The sequence below is a fragment of the Seongchinamella unica genome (assembly GCF_004354085.1).
Taxonomy (GTDB): domain Bacteria; phylum Pseudomonadota; class Gammaproteobacteria; order Pseudomonadales; family Halieaceae; genus Halioglobus; species Halioglobus unicus.
Map to the genome: position 1 here is coordinate 475,850 of NZ_SMSE01000001.1, position 18,706 is coordinate 494,555.

Below are 18,706 nucleotides of genomic sequence, written 5' to 3' on the forward strand. Positions count from 1 at the left end.
CATTGGACGTACTAAACCAGCACAGCTGGCTGCTCTACCTGTGCCTGCTGTCGCTGGGGCTGGTGGTTGGCAGTTTTCTCAACGTGGTCATACATCGACTGCCCATCATGATGGAGTCACGCTGGCGCAGGGATTGCTGTGAGCTGCTGGAACTGGAGCAGGAAAAACAGGAGCAGGCGCTGGGCCTTGCTTTCCCCAACTCCCACTGCCCCGGTTGCAAGGCACCGATACGGGCCTGGCAGAATATTCCCGTATTGAGCTACCTGCTGCTGCGCGGCCGCTGTGCCAATTGCGGCATCAGGATCTCCCTGCGCTATCCGCTGGTGGAACTGCTTACCGGCCTGTTGACCCTGTCGCTGGCCTGGTTTTACCCGGCCTCCCCCGCCCTGCTGGGGGCCATTCTTTTCACCTGGGCACTCATCGCCCTGACCATGATCGATATCGATCACCAGTTGCTGCCGGATGACATCACCCTGCCGCTGCTATGGCTGGGCTTGCTGTTCAATATTTTCGGCACGTTCGCCGACCTCGGCGATGCGGTAATCGGCGCCATGGCCGGTTACCTGGTGCTGTGGAGCATCTACTGGTTATTCAAGCTGCTCACGGGCAAGGAGGGCATGGGCTACGGTGACTTCAAGCTACTGGCCGCACTTGGCGCCTGGTTGGGCTGGCAGGCGCTGCCCCTGATTATCCTCTTGTCCTCACTGGTGGGTGCCGTGGTCGGTATCGGCCTCATGGTTGCCAAAAAACGCGGCAGGGACATCCCCATTCCCTTTGGCCCCTACCTCGCCGCCGCCGGCTGGATTGCCATGCTCTGGGGAGAATCACTCACCAGCGCTTATTTCAGCGCCACGGGTTTCAACTGATGGGACTGGTGATCGGCATTACCGGCGGCATCGGCAGCGGAAAATCCGCGGTGACCCGCAGGTTTGAGCAGAAAGGCATCGCGGTCGTTGATGCGGATCTGGCGGCCAGGGTGGTGGTCGAGCCCGGCGGGCCGGCACTCGCCGCCATCGCCGATCATTTCGGCGACGATATCCTCCAGGCTGACGGCTCCCTGGACCGGGCTGCACTCAGGCAGAAGGTCTTCGCTGACGACAGCGAGCGCAGGTGGCTGGAACAACTCACCCACCCGTTGATCGGCCAGGAGATAGCGGACCAATTGCGGGCGGCCACTTCGCCTTACGCGATTCTCGCCTCACCCCTGTTACTGGAGACCAGCCAGCGACAGCTGGCCGACCTGGTCGTGGTGGTGGATGTACCCGAGGAGGTGCAACTGCAGCGAACCATGGCCAGGGACGACAATGATGAGGCTCAGGTGAGGCGCATCATGGCCGCGCAAATGCAGCGCCAGGAGCGACTGGAGCAGGCCGATATTGTCATTGATAACTCGAGATCGCTGGCGGAGCTGGACCTGGTGGTCACTGAGTTACACAAGGAGTTTCTGGCCCGGGCAGAACTTGGAGCCAGTCAGTAAACCCGCTGGCTGCCACCTCCGGGGCGGGGAAATGCTGAGGTTGAGTGGCATCTTTCCGGGGGCGCTGATTCCAGCCTTTTTCAGAGGACGCTGGATTCCCGCCTTCGCGGGAATGACGGGAAGAACGGGAAGAACGGGAAGAACGGGAATGACGGGATTGGCGGGAATGACGGGAATGGCGGGAATGGCGGGAATGGCGGGAATGGCGGGAATGGCGGGAAGGACGGGAATGACGGGAATGACGGGATTGGCGGAAAGGGCTCAGGGAGCCTAAGGGAGCAGCGCCCGCAGGGCCGGGATAATCGGCTCATTCGCCGCAGGAAAATCGTACTCCAGCAAGGCCTCCACCGGCACCCAGTCCATGGGTTGTCCCTCCAGCGCCCTGGGTCGACCGCTGAACTCCCACACCACGTGCACATCCAGCAGCACCGATTTATCGTCGTAATCGTGCCGGATTGCAATCAGTGGCGAGGTGCGTAGCGGCTCGATATCGAGTTCTTCGCGCAGCTCGCGGGATAAAGCGACGGCCAGGCTCTCCCCCGGCTCGACCTTGCCACCGGGAAATTCCCACAAACCGCCCTGGTGTGCATGCTCCGGACGCCGGGTCAGCAAGATATTCTGTTGGGCGTCGAGAATCACCCCTACCGCGACGTGCACCCGTTTCATGTCAGGTGCGATACTCGGCGTTGATGCGCACGTAATCGTAGGAGAAATCCGAGGTCCAGACACTGGCGCTGACGTCACCCCGATTGAGCTCGACGCGGATGACAATATCTTCCGGTGCCATCGCTGCAACACCCTGTTCTTCGGTATAGGAGGCGGCGCGACAGCCATTTTCTGCGATCAGTACCTCATTGAGGTAAACACCGATCCTGTTCACATCGAGATCGGGCACGCCGGCGCGACCAATCGCCGCCAGTAACCGGCCCCAGTTGGGATCGGAGGCGAACAGTGCGGTTTTAACCAGCGGCGAATGGGCAATGGTGAAGGCCACATCCAGGCATTCATCCTCTGACACGCCGCCCTTGACCTCGACGGTCACAAACTTGCTGGCCCCCTCGCCGTCGCGCACAAGCCCCTGGGCCAGCGCCACACAGACTTCTTCGACGGCATCAGCCAGTGCTCGGTACAAGGGCTCGTCGGCGCTGGCAAGTTCGCTGTTACCCGCCGCACCGGTGGCCACCAGCACACAGGCGTCGTTGGTGGACGTATCGCCGTCAATACTGATACGGTTAAAGGAGATATCGACGGCCTCGCGGAGAATACCCTGCAACAGGGCCGCATCCACTGCCGCATTGGTCGCCAGGTAACCCAGCATGGTTGCCATATTGGGGCGAATCATACCGGCGCCCTTGGCGATACCGGTGACCACGTAGTCCCGGCCTTCGCAACTGAATTGCACACTGGCGCCCTTGGGTCGGGTGTCGGTGGTCAAAATCCCCTCGGCCGCCGCTGCCCAGCCGTCTTCCGCCAGGTTATCAACGGCCCCGGGGACGGCAGCGCTGATGCGATCCACCGGCAACAGCTCACCGATCACCCCGGTGGAGAAGGGCAACACCGCGCTCGCCGCCACTCCGGTTGCCGCGGCAACGGCCTCACAGCAGGCCCTGGCATCGGCGATTCCCCGCTCACCGGTGCCGGCATTGGCATTGCCGGTGTTGGTCAGCAGGTAGGCCGGCTGGCCGGCTGAGCGGGACAGGTGTTCCCTGGCGACAGTGACCGGGGCGGCACAAAAGGCATTGCCGGTGAACACGCCCGCACAGTGGCTGCCGGGGGCCAGTTCCATCAATACCAGGTCCCTGCGCCCCGCGGTTTTGACACCCGCAGACACGGTCGCCAGGCGAACGCCGGGCACAGGGAGCAATTCAGGCAGCTTGTCTTCGCCTACAGCCATGGGCCTACTCCGCGCTTACAGTTTGCCGCAGCATTGCTTGTACTTTTTGCCGCTGCCACAGGGGCAGGGGTCGTTGCGCCCCACCTTCGGTTGCTCACGGACAAAGGTCTCCGGCACCACCGGAGACTGTTGTTGCGGCGGCTGCCCGGCATCGGCTTCGGGACCGGCCATGCCGGAGGCTTCGGCGTGCTGGAATGCCAGCTTTTCCCGCTCCGCCGCTTCCCGTCGCTGTTGTTCGATCAATGCCGCCTCGTCCTGGCGCTGGATCTGCACGTGGCTGAGGAAGCGGATCACTTCCTGTTTGAGGTTACTGAGCAATTCCTCGAACAGGGCAAAGGACTCACGCTTGTACTCCTGCTTGGGGTTCTTCTGGGCATAGGCCCGCAGGTGGATGCCCTGGCGCAGGTGGTCCATGGTCGCCAGGTGTTCTTTCCAGAGGGTATCGAGCACCTGCAGCATGATCTGCTTCTCTATCTTGCGCATGTCCGGGCCGACCGCGTCGCTCTTGGCATCGTAGGCCGCCTGCACTTCACCAACAATGCGCTCGCGCAGGGCTTCCTCATGCAGCTTATCGTCCTCTTCCAGCCATTGCTGCAGCGGCAGGCTGATGGCGAACTCCGCCTCCAGGGCTTTTTCCAGCCCGGGAACGTCCCACTGCTCCTCCACGCTCATGGGCGGAATGTGACTGTCGATCGCTTCGTTCACCACGTCGGCACGGATCAGGGTAATGGTCTCGGATATGTCCGCCTCGCCGAGCAGATCGTTGCGCTGCTCGTAGATAATCTGGCGCTGGTCGTTGGCCACGTCATCGTATTCCAGCAGCTGTTTGCGAATATCGAAGTTACGGCCTTCCACCTTGCGCTGGGCCTTCTCGATGGCGTTGGTCACCATGCGATGCTCGATGGCCTCGCCCTTCTCCATACCCAGGGCCTGCATGAAATTCTTGACCCGGTCGGAGGCGAAGATACGCATCAGGTTGTCTTCCAGCGACAGGTAGAAACGCGACACTCCCGGGTCACCCTGGCGACCGGCCCGGCCTCGCAGCTGGTTGTCGATACGGCGGGATTCGTGGCGTTCGGTACCGAGAATATGCAGTCCGCCGGCCTCCAGCACCTGCTTGTGACGCTCCTCCCAGGCAGCCTTCAACTCCGCCTTGCGGCCCTCACTGATTTCGCCGGCAGCGGCAATCTCCGCCTCCAGGTTACCACCGAGGACGATATCGGTACCGCGACCGGCCATGTTGGTGGCAATGGTCACCACCCCGGGGCGACCGGCCTGGGCAATAATTTCCGCTTCCTGCTCGTGGTACTTGGCGTTGAGCACCTTGTGCTGGATCCTGGCCTGACGGAACCTGGTGGAGAGTTCCTCAGAGGTCTCCACCGAGGCGGTGCCGACCAGGACCGGTGCACCGTTCTCCATGCATTCCTTGACGTCGGCAACAATCGCGTCGAATTTCTCTTCCCGGCTCAGGTAAACCAGGTCGTTCAGGTCCTTGCGCTTCTGTTTCACGTTGGTGGGAATCACCAACACTTCCAGCCCGTAGATCTGGCGGAACTCGAAGGCTTCCGTATCGGCGGTACCGGTCATGCCGGCAAGTTTGCCGTAGAGACGGAAGTAATTCTGGAAAGTGGTAGAGGCGAGGGTCTGGCTTTCACTCTGGATCGCCACACCTTCCTTGGCCTCAATGGCCTGGTGCAGGCCCTCCGAAAGGCGGCGCCCGGGCATCGTCCGTCCGGTGTGCTCGTCGATCAGCACCACCTGGCCATCCTGGACGATGTACTCCACGTCCTTGTGAAACAGGACATGGGCACGCAGCCCGGAATACACGTGGTGCAGCAGGTTGAGATTGGTGGCGGCATAGAGGCTGTCGCCTTCTTCCAGCAACTTTTCCCGGATCATCAGTTCCTCGATGAACTCGTGGCCCGCCTCGGTCAGTTCTACCTGGCGCTGTTTCTCGTCCACCGTGAAATGACCGGCCTCGCCCTCGAGGTCCGGCTTCAGGGACGGAATGAGACGATTGATCTTCTTGTACAGTTCCGAACTGTCCTCGGTTGCGCCGGAGATCACCAGCGGCGTGCGCGCCTCATCAATCAGGATCGAGTCGACCTCGTCGACAATGGCAAAAGCCAGCTGCCCCTGCATGCGGTCTTCCAGGGTGAAGGCCATATTGTCACGCAGGTAATCGAAGCCGAACTCATTGTTGGTGCCGTAGATGATATCGGCACTGTAGGCATCCCGCTTCTGTTCGGCGGACTGGCCTGAACGAATAACACCGACAGAGATACCCAGAAACTCGTACAGCGGCCCCATCCAGCTGGCATCCCGGGTCGCCAGGTAGTCGTTAACGGTGATCAGGTGTACGCCGTTACCGGTCAGGGCATTGAGATAGGCGGGCAGCGTGGCCACCAGCGTCTTGCCTTCACCGGTGCGCATTTCAGCAATCTTGCCCTCGTGCAGGGCCATACCGCCGATCAACTGCACATCGAAGTGGCGCATGCCCAGCACTCGCTCACCGGCTTCGCGGACCACGGCGAAGGCCTCGGGAAGAATGTCATCCAGCGACTTGCCCTCAGCCAGTTGCTGCTTGAACCCGGCGGTTTTGGCCGCCAGCTCTTCGTCAGAGAGGGCCTTTGTTTCGTCTGCCAGGGCGTTGACCTTCTTCACCACCTTGCCCATGCGCTTCAGCTCCCGGTCATTGCGGGAACCAAAAATCATTTTCAGGAATTTGCTAATCATCAGCTGTTCTACTTGTCTCGAATACCGGGAAACCCACCGGCCGGTGCACGGCGGGCGGGGTCATCATAGTGGGATTTCAGGGTGGCGTCAGCGCCGGGTGCGTCGCACGTAACTGGAGGGATCGACCGAGCGGCCGTGTTTAAACACTTCGTAATGAACGTGGGCACCCGTGGAGCGGCCGGTGGACCCCATCAGGGCAATCGCCTGGCCCTTGCGGACCACATCCCCGGGCTTGACCAGAGATTCCTTGTTGTGGGAGTAGCGGGTGACAAAGCCGTCACCGTGGGAGATTTCTACCATCTCCCCATAGCCCGACCGGCTACCGGTATAGGTCACCACACCGGAGGCCACTGCGATAACGTTAGTGCCTTCCTTGCCCGCGAAATCGATACCGTGGTGGAAAGCGGGCTTGCCGGTGAAGGGGTCGTTGCGTTTGCCGTAATAAGAGGAAATCCAGCCCTTCTCTATCGGCCGACCGGACAACCAGCTCTGCTCTTCCAGCTTGCGATTGGCGAGCAGGGTCTCGAGAATCTCCAGCTGCTGTTCCCGGTCGGTCAAACGGGCCTCAAACAGCCCCAGTTCGGCGCTCAGGTCCGCGGTATCGTATTCAACATTGAATTCAGCACCGATAGGCCCACCAATGGCCGGCGGCCGGCTGAAGTCGAATTCACCCTCTTCCAGGTCTGCCATGGCTGTCAGGTGCTGGCCAAGGGCGTCCAGGCGGGTCATCCGCGCCTGTAACTGGGCCAGGTTGAGTGTCATGGCCTGCATTTTGCGTTCAGCCTGGGTTTGCAGCTCCGCCAGTTCTTTCTGCTGCTGCTCCAGTTCGTCCTGCAGACTGTCCAGGGCCAAGCCGCGCATCGAGTTCGCTTCGCTTTCCTGCCCCAGCAGGTAGCCACCGGCCACCAGCCCCAGGGGTAAACCCAGGCAGCAGAGGGATAACAGGGCACGGGACCAACGCCCCAGTTCCACGGAGCGAGAGCCCCCGTGCTTGCGACTAATGAGAATAACTTTCATTTACGCGGACACGAGGCAAATCGGCCGAGCACTATGCCACAAAAGCCCCGCAATGGCCATGGACTATGGCATGGAGATGTGAACGGGTACCCAGAATGGGGATCCCGGTTTTCCAGCGGCAGTGAGCACCGGTTTCACCGGGCCAGGCACCGCCCCTAGGCAGCGGCGACCGGGCTCAGGGAATAGGAAATGGGTGCCGTCGCCTCGTCCTCGAAAGTAACCACTTCCCAGGCATCGGGCTGGGCGATGAGGGCGCGCAGGGACGCGTTATTGAGGGCGTGACCTGACTTGTAAGCGCGGAATTCACCAATCAGGCTGTTGCCCAGCAGGTACAGGTCGCCGATGGCATCCAGCACCTTGTGACGGACGAACTCATCGTCGTAGCGCAGCCCGTCCTGGTTGAGGATACGGTATTCATCCACCACGATGGCGTTATCCACGCTGCCGCCCCGGGCCAGGCCCTTGGAGCGGAGATATTCGATTTCGTGCATAAAGCCAAACGTGCGGGCCCGGCTGATTTCCTTGACAAACGAGGTGGAGGAGAAGTCCACGTCGGCATGGGCAGTGCGATCGCGAAAAACGGGGTGGTCAAAATCGATGGTAAAAGAGACTTTGAAGCCATCAAAGGGGAGGAAGCTGGCTACCTTGTCGCCATCCTCGACCGTGACCTTGCGCTTGATGCGAATAAACTTCTTCGGCGCGTTCTGCTCCTCGATACCAGCGGACTGGATCAGGAACACGAACGGACCGGCACTGCCGTCCATGATCGGCACTTCCGGGGCACTGACATCCACGTAGGCGTTGTCGATCCCGAGACCAGCCATGGCTGCCATCAGGTGTTCCACCGTGGAGACACTGGCGCCGTTAGCGGACAGGCCGGTGGACAGGGTGGTATCGGCAACGTTATCGGCCCGACCGGGGATTTCCACCACCGGATCCAGGTCAACCCTGCGAAACACGATACCGGTATTCACCGGCGCAGGCGCCAGCGTCAGGTAAACCTTGTCACCGGTGTGCAAGCCGACGCCTGTCGCCTTGATCGCATTTCTCAACGTACGCTGTCGAATCATAATTACCCCAACCGTAGCCTTTTGCTGTCTAACGGCTGCCAGGCCGCCCCGGGACTTCTCCCGGCTGCGGCCTGCTAGTCAGCCTGTCGACGCAGGAAAGCGGGAATATCGAAATACTCCTCATCTGCGTCTGCTGCGACAGCCGTATTCTGGACTCCTGCGGCGCGCTGCCTGCGCTGTACCGCGGGACGGTCCAGGTCCCGGTAATCCGGCGCCTCGTCGGTCTCCGTGGAGGCCGCCGCGGGCTTGGGCGCACTGTCTACCACCTGCAGCGGCGCTCTTGCCGCTTCCGTGCCCAGCCCGGTGGCAACCACGGTCACCTTGAGCTCGTCGGTCATATCAGGATCGATAACCGTACCGACTACCACTGTCGCTTCTTCGGATGCAAATTCCTCGATCGTGTCGCCAACTTCGGCGAACTCGCCAAGAGCGAGATCGAGGCCTGCGGTAATATTAACCAGTATTCCGCGCGCACCCTGTAAATCTATGTCATCCAGGAGGGGGCTGTTTATTGCTCTTTCGGCGGCTTCCCGGGCGCGATTTTCGCCCTTGGAACTGCCTGTGCCCATCATCGCCATGCCCATTTCTGACATCACGGTTCGCACGTCGGCGAAATCCACGTTGATCATGCCAGGGCGGATAATCAGATCGGCGATCCCCTGAACTGCGCCCAACAATACATCATTTGCCTCCTTAAATGCATCGAGGAGACTGGTATTTTTACCGAGCACTTCGAGCAGTTTTTCATTGGGAATTGTGATCAAAGAGTCCACGTGCTGCTGCAGTTCAGCCACTCCTTCGTGGGCGATTTTCAGCCGCTTTTTACCCTCGAACGGGAACGGACGGGTAACCACGGCAACGGTCAGGATACCCAGTTCGCGGGCGACCTCCGCCACTACCGGGGCACCACCGGTGCCGGTACCGCCCCCCATGCCGGCGGTAATGAAGACCATATCCGCCCCGCGCAGGGAATCGGCGATGCGCTCGCGATCCTCCATGGCGGCGGCGCGGCCGATTTCCGGGTTGGCGCCGGCGCCGAGACCCTTGGTAATGTCGCCGCCCAGTTGCAACACCGTCTTGGACTCGATGTCCGACAGCGCCTGGGCGTCGGTATTGGCGCAGATAAAATCCACGCCCTCTACCGAGTTGTCGATCATGTGTTTAACGGCGTTACCGCCGCCTCCGCCCACGCCGATCACTTTGATCACCGCGTTGGATGGTACGTTGTCTATCAGCTCAAACATGGTTTTTCTCCCCTTTATTGAAAAGCCGCACTCTCGCACGGCGGTCTACCGCTTAAAAATTGCTTGCCAGCCACGCCTTTGCCCGGCTGATCCAGCTCTCGCCTGAACCACCGGCGCGAGCGGGGCCTGCGCCCCCCTCTTCCAGGTGGTCCACGCCGTACTGCAACAGGCCCACGCTGGTGGCGTAGATCGGGTTGCGCACAATATCGTTCAGGCCCTGCACGGTCTGGGGGTAACCCACCCGTACCGGCATGTGAAAAATTTCTTCCGCCAGTTCAACCACCCCCTCCATCTTCGAGGTGCCCCCGGTGAGCACGATGCCCGCCGGCACCATGTCCTCGAATCCGGAGCGGCGCAGTTCCGCCTGCACCAGGGTGAACAGCTCGTCGTAGCGCGGCTCCACCACCTCCGCTAGCGATTGCCGGGACAGGTCCCGTGGCGGCCGGTCACCCACGCTGGGCACCTTGATGGTTTCATCGGCGCCGGCCAGCTGGGTCAGGGCACAGGCATACTTGATCTTGATTTCCTCGGCGTGCTGGGTCGGCGTGCGCAGGGCCATGGCGATATCATTGGTGACCTGGTCGCCGGCGATGGGAATGACGCCGGTATGACGGATGGAGCCCTCGGTAAAGATGGCGATGTCGGTTGTGCCACCGCCGATATCCACCAGGCAAACCCCGAGCTCGCGCTCGTCCTCGGTGAGAATGGAGTAGCTGGAGGCCAGCTGTTCGAGGATGATCTCTTCCACGTCCAGGCCGCAGCGGCGGATGCATTTCTCGATATTCTGGGCCGCGTTAACGGCACAGGTCACCAGGTGCACCTTGGCTTCCAGACGCACGCCGGACATACCCAGCGGCTCCTTGATGCCCTCCTGGTTATCGATCACGTATTCCTGGGGCAGGATGTGCAGCACCTTCTGGTCGGCGGGAATGGCCACCGCCTGGGCGGCGTCAATCACCCGCTCGAGGTCGGCGCTGAACACTTCCTTGTCCTTGATCGCGACGATGCCGTGGGAATTCAGGCTGCGAATATGGCTGCCGGCGATACCCACGTAGACCGAGTGGATCTGGCAGCCGGCCATCAACTCCGCTTCCTCCACCGCCCGCTGGATGGACTGCACGGTGGACTCGATATTGACCACTACCCCTTTCTTCATACCCTTGGAGGGATTGGAACCGATGCCGACTATCTCGATGTCCCCATCCATGCCGATCTCGCCGACAATCGCCACCACCTTGGAGGTGCCGATGTCGAGACCGACGATCATTCTCTTGTCCTGCACGCTGCCCATGGCAGTGTCTCCCCTACGCCTTATCATTCTTGCCTGTTGCATCCATCTCTTCGGCGACCGGTTTGAAGGCCACCGCTACCCCGCTCTCGTAGCGCAGGTCTATGCTCTGTACCGACTCTATCTGCGTCGCCAGGTCCGCCCGGTAAACGGCCTTGAACCTTTTCATCCGCTCCAGAAAATCGACCCCGCCGATTTTGAGCAACTGGCCACCACTGAGCGTGGCCGTCATCTGCCCACGGTCATCCACCGTCAGCGCCGAGAGACTCAGGCCCATCGGTTTCAGCAGGTCCAGCAGTCGCTGGTAATTGCGCATCAGCGCGGGGGCCTGTCCCTCCGGACCTGACAGCACCGGCAGCGATTGCCAGGCCTTGCGCTGGCTGGGCCGGAATACCTCGCCCTCATGATTGAGGAAGCCCTGCTCACCCCAGCGGGCTATGGGCAGCTGTTCAACGACATGTATTTCCAGCGCGTTGGGCCAGACCCGCCTCACGGACGCTTCATGGATCCACGGCAGGGCCTCCAGCTGCTGCTGCACTTTGACCAGGTCCGCGCCCAGGAATCCTCCGGCAAGGGCCGGGTAAACCATGTCCTGCACGGCTGCCGTCTGGGTATGCTCCAGTTCCCCGGAGACGGTAATCCTCTCTACCGGAATACTCTGCAAGGTGATGTAGGCCTGCAGCGCGGCAATCGATACCACCCCGACGCCGAGCAACACCAGTAGCCGATTAAACCAGCGGAAACTGCGCGGCTGTTTTTCGGCCTGCCTGTCGACCGCGGTGCGGGTTGCACCCTTGGCAGCAGCATTGCGCTGGCGCTTGGCTACCGCCGGAGATTCATGCCTGGCGGCCGCGGCCCGGCGCTTGCGCCTGGTCGGCGCCGGTTTGGTGCCATGGCGGATGCGCAACTGGGGCAGTTTGATCGCGACGCCCATCAGCCCTGCGCCTCCCAGGCCAGCTGCAGAATCCGTTCAACCAGAGCCGGCACATCCATTCCCGCCTGGCGCGCTGCCATCGGCACCAGGCTATGGGAGGTCATGCCCGGAATGGTGTTGACCTCCAGCACATAAAAGCGGCCATCCTGGTCGCGCATGGTGTCGACGCGACCCCAGCCCTCGCAGCCCAGTGAACGAAACGCCGCCAGGGCCAGTTCACCGACCTGCCGCTCTTCGGCCTCATTGAGACCGCTGGGGCAGTGGTAACGGGTGTCATCGGACAGGTACTTGGCTTCGTAGTCGTAAAACTCGTTATCAGTCTCCATCCTGATGGAAGGCAGGGCCTCGTCGCCGAGAATCCCCACGGTGTACTCGGGGCCATCGATAAATTTTTCCGCCAGTACACCACCGCTGTAACCCGCAGCACGTTGGTAGGCATCACGAAGTTCGCCGGCGTCGGCGGCGGGCGTCATGCCCAGCGAAGACCCCTCGCAGGCGGGCTTGACGAACACTTTGCCCAGGCTGTCTATCACGCCCTGCCAGTCGGTATCCTCGCTCAGCATGGCGAAGCCGCCGGTCGCGATTCCCACCCCCTGCCACAACTGTTTGCTGCGCCGCTTGTCCATGGCCAGCGCCGACCCCAACACGCCGGAGCCGGTATAGGCAATCCCCAGTGCCTCGAGCGCACCCTGCATGGTGCCATCCTCGCCACCGGGCCCGTGTAAGGCGTTGAAGACGAAACCGATGCCATCGAGTTGCGCCATCCAGTCCGGGTCTGCCGGGTCTACCTCGCGCACCTTGTAGCCACGGGCCTGCAAGGCGTCGGAGACTGTCCGACCACTTTGCAGGGAAACCTCGCGCTCGGCGGAAGTACCACCGAGTAGCACGGCGATAGTCATCTGCTTGAGCTCTTCAACGCTCATGACACGCCTCCCGGTTGGTCATCCGCCTGCGCCAGTTCCCGCGCCAGCGCGCCGATGTTGCCCGCCCCCTGGGTAATGACCACGTCCCCGTCCTGTACCACCGAGGCAAGTATCTGCCGCACGTCTTCAGTGCGCTCGGCGAAAATCGGTTCCAGCTGGCCACGCTGGCGAATGCTCCGGGTGAGACTGCGGCTGTCAGCCCCCGGAATAGGCTCTTCACCCGCGGCATAGACATCCAGCAGTACCAGCACATCGCAGCGGGAGAGCACGGCGACAAAATCCTCGTAAAGATCGCGCGTCCGCGAATAACGATGGGGCTGATAGACCATCACCACCCGCCGCTCCGGCCAGGCCTGGCGGGCTGAATCCAGAGTCGCCGCCACCTCCGTCGGATGGTGGCCATAGTCGTCCACCAGCAGCGCCGATCCGGCGGGCACAGACAGCTCGCCCATGCGGGTAAAGCGCCGTCCCACACCCTTGAAACCGGCGAGTCCGGCCTGGATGGCGGCATCCTCAAGCCCCTCATCACAGGCGACTGCCACGGCGGCAGTGGCGTTCAGCACATTGTGCTCGCCAGGCATGTTCAGGCTGATGCCAAGTGGCTCACCGGCCGGCCTGTGGACAACAAATTCGGTCGTCAGGCCCTTGCGCTGCATAGCGCTGATGCGAAAGTCCGCATCTTCGGCAAAGCCGTAGGTGATCACCTGGCGACTGACTTCCGGCAGTAACTCGCGGATGACCGGGTCATCCACACAGAGCACCGCCACACCGTAAAACGGCAGGTTATGCAGGAACTCGATAAACGTACGGCGCAGGACCGCAAAGTCCCCGCCATAGGTGTCCATGTGATCCGCCTCGATATTGGTGACCACGGTCACCATGGGCTGCAAATGCAGGAAGGAGGCGTCGCTTTCGTCCGCCTCGGCCACCAGAAAACGGCTGGCGCCCAGTTGCGCATTACTGCCCACACTGTTGACCAGTCCCCCGATCACAAAGGTGGGGTCCAGCCCCGCCTCGCCAAACACGTTGGCGATGAGACTGGTCGTGGTTGTTTTGCCGTGAGTGCCCGCAACCGCAATGCCGTGACGATAACGCATCAGTTCGGCCAGCATTTCGGCCCTTGGCACCACCGGAATTCTCGCCTCCCGGGCGGCCTCCACTTCCGGATTGCTTTCGTCCACCGCGCTGGAGCTGACCACCACATCGGCGGCGCCGACATTTTCCCGACGGTGACCGATAAACACTTCCACGCCCCTGTCGCGCAGGCGGGCGGTTACCGGACTGTCGCGCAGATCAGAGCCCGTCACCTGATAGCCGAGATTGACCAGCACCTCGGCGATACCACTCATACCGGTGCCGCCCACGCCGATCATGTGAATCCGCCTGACGCGGCGCATCTCCGGGACGGTGTAGACATTTTTGTCAAGCTGCATCGACCAGCGCCTCCACGTCATCCGCCACCTGACTGGCCGCTTCCGGCGTTGCCGCCTTGCGCGCCGCTTCCGCCATGGTGCGCAGGCGCCCGGGGTATTCCATATAGGCCCGCAGGGCGATCAGCAGCGCGTCTTCTGTCATGTCGCTCTGGCGCAGCAGGATCGCGCCGCCCTGGTCCGCCAGCGCGTGAGCGTTGGCGGTCTGGTGGTCATCAATGGCGTGCGGCAGGGGCACCAGGATGGCAGGCCGGCCCATGATTGCCAGCTCGGAGACGGTCAGGGCACCGGCGCGACAAATCACCAGGTCGGCCCAGGCATACGCAGCCGCCATGTCTTCTATAAATGGCACCGCCCTGACCGTGTCGGACAGCAGATCTCCGTATTGCTGGGTCACCGCTGTGGCATGACTCTCTCCGGTCTGGTGCCAGACCTCAACCGGGTCCTGGCGACGACCGCGCAGCAGGCGCCGGACAACACCGGGCATGACGTCGTTGATGGGTTTGGCGCCCAGGCTACCGCCCAGCACCAGCAGGCGCAGCGGCCGCTCCCCGTCGTAGTCGTAATTGAGGGATTGGGCAGACTCAATTAACTCCGCTCGCACGGGATTACCCAGCACCTCGTATTCCACATCGCCGCGAAAGGCGCCGGGGAATCCTGCTATCACCACCCGCGCCAGGGGGGCCAGCATACGATTGGTGGTCCCGGCCACCGCATTCTGCTCGTGAATCAGCAGTGGCCGGCGCCATATCCAGGCCGCAACGCCCGCCGGTCCGGCAACATAGCCGCCCATACCCACCACACAGCGGGGCATGGTTCTCAGCACCAGCCACAGGGCCTGCAGGGAAGCCAGCGCCAGCATGAACAGGCCCTGCAGACGATCGCCCAGGCCCTTGCCGCGAACACCGCGCACGGAAAGGTAGTGAATCGGGAAGCCCGCTGCCGGCACCACCCGGTGCTCCAGGCCGCGGCGGGTTCCCACCCATTCCACCCGGTAACCGCGCTGGCGCAAGGTTTCTGCCACCGCCAACGCAGGATAGACATGCCCCCCGGTGCCCCCGGCCATGACCAGGATCCTGCCTTTCGATTTACTGTTCACGTCGCCCTCCCTGACCACGCACCTGCTGGCCCACCCGCAGTATCAGCGCCAGCATCACGCAACTGACAATAAGACTGGTACCGCCGTAACTCACGAAGGGCAGGGTCAGTCCCTTGGTCGGCAACAGACCCGAACTCACCCCCATGTTGACGAAGGCCTGGCCGGAAAATACCAGCGCCACGCCGTAACACAGGTATGCCCCAAAGGGATAACTGGCCAACTGGGCGGCGCGACCGGTCCACAGGATGCGCCCGATCAGGGCCGCATACAGCAGGATCAGGACCAGCGCGCCGATGAAACCGGTTTCCTCTGCCCAGATGGAAAACACAAAGTCGGTGTGTGCCTCGGGCAGGTAAAACAGTTTTTGTACACTGTTGCCCAGCCCCACGCCGAACCACTCCCCACGGCCGAAGGCGATCAGCGACTGGGTCAACTGGAACCCGGTGTCATAGGGGTCTGCCCAGGGATCGGTATAGGCCGTCAGTCGCTGGACCCGGTAAGGCTCGCTCACCACCAGCACCAGCAACGCAGCCAGGGCGCCAGCCAGCACCAGCAGAAAATGCCCCAGCTTGACTCCGGCAAGAAACAGCATGCCAAAGGCACTGCCGGCCACAATGACGGTCGCCCCGAAATCGGGCTCCACCATCAGTAACAGGGTGGCGGCGAACAACACCGCCATGGGCTTGATAAAGCCCTGCCACTGGTTGCGCACTTCGTGTTCCCTGCGCACCATATAACCGGCCAGGTAAATGATCATCGCCAGCTTGGCAAACTCCGAAGGCTGCAGCGTGAAGGGTCCCAGCGGCAGCCAGCGCTGGCTGCCGTTCACCTCGCGGCCAATTCCCGGTATCAGCACCAGGATCAACATGGCCAGGGCGACGAATAACCACACCCAACCGGTTTCCTCCCAGAACTCCAGAGGAATCCGGTATACCACCAGCGCCGCGACCAGTGCTGCTGCCATATAGATCAGGTGCCGCACAGCGTGAAAGCTGGTGCTGTTGTAGTTGATCTCGGCGTACTCGATGGACGCAGAACTGATGGCGACCAATCCGATCAGCACAAGGGCAACACTCAGTCCCAGCAGGGCCGGATCGGGCAATGTCGCCGTCACCGGGGCGGCAGTAGCGCGGCTCATTCCGCACCTCCCAATGCCAGCACGGCTTCCGTGAAGGCATCGCCCCGTGCCTGGTAACTGCTGAACATGTCCAGGCTGGCACAGGCGGGAGACAACAGAACGGTGTCTCCCGGCCCGGCACTCGCTGTCGCCATCGATACCGCCTCGGCCATGGTCGCCGCCCGACACGCCGGGACCAGGTCCGCCAGTGCGGCTTCCAGTGCCGCAGCATCCTCACCCATTAATACCAGTTGCTTGCAGTGACGCTGCACCGCTTCGCGCAACTGGTCAAAATCCGCGCCTTTACCCTGACCACCGGCTATCAGGACAACATCCCGCGCGCCACCCAGTCCGGCCAGCGCTGCCTCCGTGGCCCCAATGTTGGTGCCTTTGGAATCATTGACGAAGCGCACGCCGGCGAGTTCGGCAACCAGTTCACATCGGTGGGGAAGACCGCGAAACTCCCGCAGTGCGTCCAGCATGGCAGCGGTTGGCAGTCCCGCCGCATACCCCAGCGCCAGGGCCGCCAGCGCATTGGCCTGGTTATGCCTGCCGGCGATGGGCAATTCATCCACGGCTATCAGCGGATCGAAACCATGGCAGAGAAAGACCCGGCCTGCCTCTTCGCGCAGACCGAAACCATTGAGATCCGGCTCCCCCATGCGCCAGCGAATCACCGGCACCTTATCTTCCAACAACGGCATGGTAAGAGGGTCGTCACTGTTACACACCGCACAGGCGCAGCCGTAGAAGATGCGATGCTTGGCCTGGTGGTAACGGGGCATACTGCCGTGACGATCAAGATGATCCGCGCTGATATTGAGTACGGTAGCCACCGCCAGGCCCAGGGTACCAGCGCGCTCCAGCTGGAAACTGGACAGTTCGAGCACATACAGCTGACGCTCCTCCGTCAACAGGTCCAGCGCCGGCGTGCCCAGATTACCGCCAACACCGACATTGAGCTCAGCCCGTCGCGCCATGGCACCGACCAGTTCGGTAACGGTGGACTTGGCGTTGGAACCGGTGATACCGATAACCGGTGCTTTCGCCTCGCGCATAAACAGGTCGATGTCACCCACCACGCTCGCACCCTCGGCGACCGCCTGAGCAATCAAAGGCTCGTCCAGGGCGATGCCGGGGCTGACCACAAGTTCTGAGGCCGTGACCAGCAAATCTTCGGGCCAGGCGCCGGCATAAACAGGGACCTCGGGCATTTCCCGGGATAACTCGTCCAGGCCCGGTGGCCGCTCGCGCGTGTCTACCACGCTGAAGCTGACACCCTGGCGGTACAGGTGGCGCGCGCAGGACAGACCGGTGACGCCGAGGCCGACGACTAGCCGATGTTCACTGCTTGCAATTAAATCCTGTGCCACTCCCTGCATCTCTCCCTGCCCTAGCGCAGTTTCAGCGTCGCCAGCCCGAACAGGACCAGCATGACCGTGATAATCCAGAAACGCACAATCACCCGTGGTTCCGGCCAACCTTTCAATTCATAGTGATGGTGAATTGGTGCCATGCGGAAAATCCGCTTGCCGGTCAACTTGAACGATGCCACCTGCAGAATCACCGATACGGTTTCCAGCACGAAAATGCCGCCCATGATGAAAAACACCACTTCATGGCGGGTAATCACTGCCACCGTACCCAGTGCGGCCCCCAGCGCCAGCGCACCGACATCACCCATAAACACCTGGGCCGGGTAGGTGTTGAACCACAGGAACCCGAGGCCGGCGCCGCCGATGGCCCCGCAGAAAACGGCCAGTTCACCGCTGCCGGCCACATAGGGAATCTGCAGGTAGCGGGCAAAATCCACGTGCCCCGTGAGATAGGCGAAAATACCCAGCGCCCCGCCCACCATGACGGTTGGCAGAATTGCCAGGCCATCCAGGCCGTCGGTCAGGTTCACGGCATTGCTGGAGCCGACGATGACAAAATAGGTGAGCAGGATGAACAGCGGCCCCATACTCCAGGAAAAGTCCTTGAAAAAAGGCAGGTAAAGCTCGGTAGTGACCGGCGTGTCAAACGCGAAATAGAGGTAGCAGGCTGCCGCCAGACCGGCCACCGATTGCCAGAGATATTTCCAGCGTGCGGGCAGGCCGCGTGAGTCCTTCTCCACCACCTTGCGATAATCGTCCACCCAGCCGACGGCACCGAATACCGCCGTCACCAGCAACACGATCCACACATAGGGATTGCCCAGATCCGACCACAACAGCGTGGAAATCGCGATAGCCACCAGAATGAGGGCGCCGCCCATGGTCGGCGTGCCGGCCTTGCTGAGATGACTCTGGGGGCCGTCATCGCGCACCGCCTGACCCACCTGGTGGTAGCTCAGCCGGCGGATCATCGCCGGGCCGACCAGCAGCGAAATGGCCAGGGCGGTACCGGTGGCCAGGATGCCGCGCAGGGTCAGGTACTGGAACACCCCGAAAGCGCTCTCAAACTGGGTCAGGTATTGGGCCAGTAACAGCAACATG

The 18,706-nt window shown here is 61.9% G+C and carries 16 protein-coding genes; 2 read left to right on the forward strand and 14 right to left on the reverse strand.

Going from position 1 to position 18,706, the window contains the following annotated elements; all coding sequences use genetic code 11:
* Window positions 1–2 precede the first annotated feature (2 nt).
* Both E2F43_RS02175 and coaE read left to right on the forward strand, forming a co-directional pair.
* Entirely contained in the window at window positions 3–866 is an 864-nt protein-coding gene (locus E2F43_RS02175) for a prepilin peptidase (RefSeq protein ID WP_133209231.1), read from the forward strand.
* Window positions 866–1,477 carry a dephospho-CoA kinase gene (coaE, locus tag E2F43_RS02180; protein ID WP_133209232.1) on the forward strand — a complete coding sequence of 204 codons (612 nt, stop codon included), beginning with the start codon at window positions 866–868 and terminating at the stop codon, window positions 1,475–1,477. Before E2F43_RS02175 ends, coaE begins: the two co-directional genes overlap by 1 nt.
* A 270-nt stretch (window positions 1,478–1,747) precedes the next feature.
* Here coaE and mutT read toward each other — a convergent pair whose 3' ends face one another.
* The 14 genes from mutT to mraY all read right to left on the reverse strand — a co-directional run bounded on the left by mutT (window position 1,748) and on the right by mraY (window position 18,705).
* Window positions 1,748–2,143, reverse strand: a complete 396-nt coding sequence (gene mutT, locus E2F43_RS02185; protein WP_133209233.1) for an 8-oxo-dGTP diphosphatase MutT — start codon at window positions 2,141–2,143, stop codon at window positions 1,748–1,750.
* A gap of 1 nt (window position 2,144) precedes the next feature.
* The gene (argJ, locus tag E2F43_RS02190) at window positions 2,145–3,371 is read right to left on the reverse strand and encodes a bifunctional glutamate N-acetyltransferase/amino-acid acetyltransferase ArgJ (protein ID WP_133209234.1); all 1,227 of its coding nucleotides are present in this window, start codon (window positions 3,369–3,371) and stop codon (window positions 2,145–2,147) included.
* A gap of 15 nt (window positions 3,372–3,386) precedes the next feature.
* A complete protein-coding gene (secA, locus tag E2F43_RS02195) occupies window positions 3,387–6,107 on the reverse strand; it encodes a preprotein translocase subunit SecA (RefSeq protein ID WP_133209235.1) in 2,721 nt (906 codons plus the stop codon).
* Between the two features lie 87 nt (window positions 6,108–6,194).
* A complete protein-coding gene (locus tag E2F43_RS02200) occupies window positions 6,195–7,124 on the reverse strand; it encodes a M23 family metallopeptidase (RefSeq protein WP_133209236.1) in 930 nt (309 codons plus the stop codon).
* Between the two features lie 155 nt (window positions 7,125–7,279).
* Window positions 7,280–8,194, reverse strand: coding sequence for a UDP-3-O-acyl-N-acetylglucosamine deacetylase (gene lpxC, locus E2F43_RS02205; protein WP_133209237.1), 915 nt, complete (start codon window positions 8,192–8,194; stop codon window positions 7,280–7,282).
* Window positions 8,195–8,268: 74 nt separating this feature from the next.
* Window positions 8,269–9,438 (reverse strand): cell division protein FtsZ, encoded by a 1,170-nt coding sequence (gene ftsZ, locus E2F43_RS02210; protein WP_133209238.1) that lies wholly within the window; start codon window positions 9,436–9,438, stop codon window positions 8,269–8,271.
* 52 nt (window positions 9,439–9,490) lie between these two features.
* Window positions 9,491–10,729: a cell division protein FtsA gene (gene ftsA / locus E2F43_RS02215; protein ID WP_133209239.1), complete on the reverse strand. Its 1,239-nt coding sequence runs from the start codon at window positions 10,727–10,729 to the stop codon at window positions 9,491–9,493.
* A gap of 13 nt (window positions 10,730–10,742) precedes the next feature.
* Window positions 10,743–11,660 carry a cell division protein FtsQ/DivIB gene (locus tag E2F43_RS02220; RefSeq protein WP_133209240.1) on the reverse strand — a complete coding sequence of 306 codons (918 nt, stop codon included), beginning with the start codon at window positions 11,658–11,660 and terminating at the stop codon, window positions 10,743–10,745.
* On the reverse strand, window positions 11,660–12,583 hold the full coding sequence (locus E2F43_RS02225; protein ID WP_133209241.1) for a D-alanine--D-alanine ligase: 924 nt from the start codon (window positions 12,581–12,583) through the stop codon (window positions 11,660–11,662). Before E2F43_RS02225 ends, E2F43_RS02220 begins: the two co-directional genes overlap by 1 nt.
* Window positions 12,580–14,016, reverse strand: coding sequence for a UDP-N-acetylmuramate--L-alanine ligase (gene murC / locus E2F43_RS02230; protein WP_133209242.1), 1,437 nt, complete (start codon window positions 14,014–14,016; stop codon window positions 12,580–12,582). The genes E2F43_RS02225 and murC overlap by 4 nt, the downstream gene beginning before the upstream one ends.
* A complete protein-coding gene (murG, locus tag E2F43_RS02235; protein WP_238946704.1) occupies window positions 14,006–15,112 on the reverse strand; it encodes an undecaprenyldiphospho-muramoylpentapeptide beta-N-acetylglucosaminyltransferase in 1,107 nt (368 codons plus the stop codon). The genes murC and murG overlap by 11 nt, the downstream gene beginning before the upstream one ends.
* Window positions 15,102–16,250, reverse strand: a complete 1,149-nt coding sequence (gene ftsW / locus E2F43_RS02240; protein ID WP_165954157.1) for a putative lipid II flippase FtsW — start codon at window positions 16,248–16,250, stop codon at window positions 15,102–15,104. The genes murG and ftsW overlap by 11 nt, the downstream gene beginning before the upstream one ends.
* Window positions 16,247–17,611, reverse strand: coding sequence for a UDP-N-acetylmuramoyl-L-alanine--D-glutamate ligase (gene murD, locus E2F43_RS02245; protein ID WP_133209243.1), 1,365 nt, complete (start codon window positions 17,609–17,611; stop codon window positions 16,247–16,249). The genes ftsW and murD overlap by 4 nt, the downstream gene beginning before the upstream one ends.
* 11 nt (window positions 17,612–17,622) lie before the next feature.
* Entirely contained in the window at window positions 17,623–18,705 is a 1,083-nt protein-coding gene (gene mraY, locus E2F43_RS02250) for a phospho-N-acetylmuramoyl-pentapeptide-transferase (RefSeq protein WP_133209244.1), read from the reverse strand.
* Window position 18,706 lies beyond the last annotated feature (1 nt).

Bases quoted from the DNA above. Each gene is read 5' to 3' on its own strand.
- coaE (WP_133209232.1), top strand. From the start codon at position 866: ATGGGACTGGTGATCGGCATTACCGGCGGCATCGGCAGCGGAAAATCC.
- mutT (WP_133209233.1), bottom strand. From the start codon at position 2,143: ATGAAACGGGTGCACGTCGCGGTAGGGGTGATTCTCGACGCCCAACAG.
- argJ (WP_133209234.1), bottom strand. From the start codon at position 3,371: ATGGCTGTAGGCGAAGACAAGCTGCCTGAATTGCTCCCTGTGCCCGGC.
- secA (WP_133209235.1), bottom strand. From the start codon at position 6,107: ATGATTAGCAAATTCCTGAAAATGATTTTTGGTTCCCGCAATGACCGG.
- E2F43_RS02200 (WP_133209236.1), bottom strand. From the start codon at position 7,124: ATGAAAGTTATTCTCATTAGTCGCAAGCACGGGGGCTCTCGCTCCGTG.
- lpxC (WP_133209237.1), bottom strand. From the start codon at position 8,194: ATGATTCGACAGCGTACGTTGAGAAATGCGATCAAGGCGACAGGCGTC.
- ftsZ (WP_133209238.1), bottom strand. From the start codon at position 9,438: ATGTTTGAGCTGATAGACAACGTACCATCCAACGCGGTGATCAAAGTG.
- ftsA (WP_133209239.1), bottom strand. From the start codon at position 10,729: ATGGGCAGCGTGCAGGACAAGAGAATGATCGTCGGTCTCGACATCGGC.
- E2F43_RS02220 (WP_133209240.1), bottom strand. From the start codon at position 11,660: ATGGGCGTCGCGATCAAACTGCCCCAGTTGCGCATCCGCCATGGCACC.
- E2F43_RS02225 (WP_133209241.1), bottom strand. From the start codon at position 12,583: ATGAGCGTTGAAGAGCTCAAGCAGATGACTATCGCCGTGCTACTCGGT.
- murC (WP_133209242.1), bottom strand. From the start codon at position 14,016: ATGCAGCTTGACAAAAATGTCTACACCGTCCCGGAGATGCGCCGCGTC.
- ftsW (WP_165954157.1), bottom strand. From the start codon at position 16,250: ATGAGCCGCGCTACTGCCGCCCCGGTGACGGCGACATTGCCCGATCCG.
- murD (WP_133209243.1), bottom strand. From the start codon at position 17,611: ATGCAGGGAGTGGCACAGGATTTAATTGCAAGCAGTGAACATCGGCTA.
- mraY (WP_133209244.1), bottom strand. From the start codon at position 18,705: ATGTTGCTGTTACTGGCCCAATACCTGACCCAGTTTGAGAGCGCTTTC.